Here is a 2,573-nt window from a genome sequence, read left to right on the forward strand (position 1 = left end):
GCATGGATATACGGAATTCCAGTTTCAGCTGTAGTGACCTACCTTATCTATCGCTCTATCAATCGTGGAATTGATACAGCCTTTTCAATGCCATGGAGAGCCATTTGCATAGCAGTGTTAAGCGTATTTATAGTTGTATTTTCAACAATGATGTATTCAATGAGAAAGATCAAAAAGGATAATCCGATAGATGCGCTGAAAAACGAAAATCTTTAAAATACAGTAAGGCTTTAATTATTGTGTAATTGAAAACATTATAAAATATGCAAAAAACAGGGAGCTGATGCTCCCTGTTAATTTTAAAGGATATTATTTTTGATTGCAAAAACTGCAAGCTGGGTACGGTCCTTAAGCCCTAATTTTTCGAGAAGACGTGAAATACCATTTCTGACAGTTCCCTCGGCCAGAAATAGCCTTGATGCAATCTCTTTATTGTCGGCACCTTCACAGATAAGACGTAGAAAATCTATTTCACGCTCTGTCAGGTCGTAGTTTTTAGCGTCCTGCTGCACTAAGACATCTTTTTTTATAGACTTGAAAATATTGTCGCAGAATACGTTTATACCGCCAGCAACAGCTTTTATTGAGTTGATTATTTTTTCATTATCCATTTCTTTGAGTATGTATCCGTCAGCGCCGCTTGAAATAGCTTTGTCTACAGTCTCCTTATCGTCAAAGGTAGTAAGCACAAGTACCTTTACATTTGGGAGAGTGTCCTTTATTTTTCTTGTACCATAACCGCCGTCGTAATCAGGCATTCTCATATCCATAAGAACAACGTCCGGTTTAAGTCTTACGCTCATTTCGTAAGCTTCCTTGCCATCAGCAGCTTCACCGACTACTTTGATTTCGCTATCATTTTCAAGGACAGCGCTTAGTCCTGCGCGGAGGATCTGAATATCATCTGCTATAATCACGTTAATCATGACTGCACCTCTTTAACTGGGATTTTGATTATTGTATTGAAGCCTTCGCCTTTGAGCGAAGTAAATCTAACCGAACCGCCAAGGGATTCTGTTCTTTCACGTATGCCTCTAAGTCCGTTGTGCTCCGATATATTATCGCAGCCCTTTCCGTTGTCGAGTATATACATTTCTATCCTGTCTTCGAGAAATTTCAAGATTATATCTATTCTTGTGGCTTCTGAATAGCGAATGGTATTTGTAACAGTCTCACGACAGTTGTCGTACATTTCTTTTATACAGAAATTGTATCTCTTGTCCTCTTCGCCCTGTATGCACAGATCAATTTCAACTCCTCTTACGGCGGTAGTAACGGTTTGTACCGCTTTTGTTACCGACGTCATGAATTCGTCGTCACGGAGATTATTTATTGTGCAGCGAAGTTGCGTAACTCCACTTCGTGAAAGCCCGTCTATCTCGGTTATATTGCTAATAATGCTTTCAAGAGAGGGCTTATCTTTTACTACTTCAAACTTTAGCAGCTTTGCAAGAGAGCTTATCATAGTGAATGTATGACCAGCTGAATCATGCATTTCCTGAGCAATCCTGTTTCGCTCTTGTTCAAGACTCAGTCTTTTTTCAGTTGCGGCAAGTTCGTGATATTCTGTGACATTACTTATCGTTATAACTCTTGCAACTTTCGTTCCCGTCTTATTTTCACAGTATGACTGATCGAGATTATAGAAGTTGTTGTTATAGACAATCTCAACAGATTTAAAATTGCTGTCAAACTTCTCGTTCGTAAGTTTTTCTATTTCATTCATGAAAGTATTCAGCGTCATGATTTTTTTTATGAAGGGAAGAGTGTCAGCAAAGGAGTTTTTGTATGAAACGGTGCCGTTTATGTCAAAAATAATTACTCCGCTATTAATGTTCTGTATAGTATCTCGAAAAGCGATATTATTGATATTTAGCAAACCGTATTTACCGAGCGCTATGAGTATAAGCAGACTTGAAAGTACAAAGAATAGAGGAGTAAGCGTTACTTTGGTATGAAACACGCCTGATAAAGATAGAGTATTTATTCCAAGGGGGATAGCAGCAGAAAGAATAAGAAGAAACGACTGCATACTTATCTGATCATGTCTTCGGGTATGCTTGAGGCATATCATTGTTATACCGGTAATGATACAAACATAGTATATCGCCTGAAAAACATAAAACAGCGGTCCATATTCAACGTTCTCGATGCTGAACTTAGAATAGTAGAGATAGTGATGGGGATTAAACAGTATCAGAGTAATTGAGAGGAGTGATATGAAAGGAAGTATCCTCATGAGCCTTTTGACTTTTTTTCCAGCGTTAACATACTCAGAGGATAGCATTAGCCATAATGGACCGAAAAAGCTTATTCCTATATTGCCGATAATATAGCTTCCCCAAAGTTGCATTGTAGTTACAGAGCACATTATAAGGAGCTCGGAAATAAGCCATAATACAATAGAAAGCTGACAACTGATGAATAAATAAGTAAGTTTGTTGCTGTTGCCTCGCCTGAGTATCCATGTGACAGAACCAAGCATACCGAACATACCAAGAAGATTTAGTATAGCTGAAATTATGTTTGCTGTCATAAAGCACCTCGAATAATAAATATACAAAAATATTATA

3 protein-coding genes are annotated in these 2,573 nt (G+C 37.9%); 1 reads left to right on the plus strand and 2 read right to left on the minus strand.

Translation table 11 applies throughout. The features are described from left to right. The coding region (locus J6U00_RS09270; protein ID WP_296581232.1) for a hypothetical protein at positions 1–216 on the plus strand (216 nt) is incomplete at its 5' end. 83 nt (positions 217–299) lie between these two features. On the opposite strand, the gene J6U00_RS09275 is transcribed toward J6U00_RS09270, so the two are convergent. Continuing rightward, entirely contained in the window at positions 300–926 is a 627-nt protein-coding gene (locus J6U00_RS09275; RefSeq protein WP_296581234.1) for a response regulator transcription factor, read from the minus strand. Next, the gene (locus J6U00_RS09280; protein ID WP_296581235.1) at positions 923–2,536 is read right to left on the minus strand and encodes a histidine kinase N-terminal 7TM domain-containing protein; all 1,614 of its coding nucleotides are present in this window, start codon (positions 2,534–2,536) and stop codon (positions 923–925) included. Before J6U00_RS09280 ends, J6U00_RS09275 begins: the two co-directional genes overlap by 4 nt. Between the last annotated feature and the right edge of the window lie 37 nt (positions 2,537–2,573).

Origin of the sequence: Ruminococcus sp., assembly GCF_017650195.1 — a bacterium.
Taxonomy (GTDB): Bacteria; Bacillota; Clostridia; order Oscillospirales; family Ruminococcaceae; genus Ruminococcus.

Bases quoted from the DNA above. Each gene is read 5' to 3' on its own strand.
- J6U00_RS09275 (WP_296581234.1), bottom strand. From the start codon at position 926: ATGATTAACGTGATTATAGCAGATGATATTCAGATCCTCCGCGCAGGA.
- J6U00_RS09280 (WP_296581235.1), bottom strand. From the start codon at position 2,536: ATGACAGCAAACATAATTTCAGCTATACTAAATCTTCTTGGTATGTTC.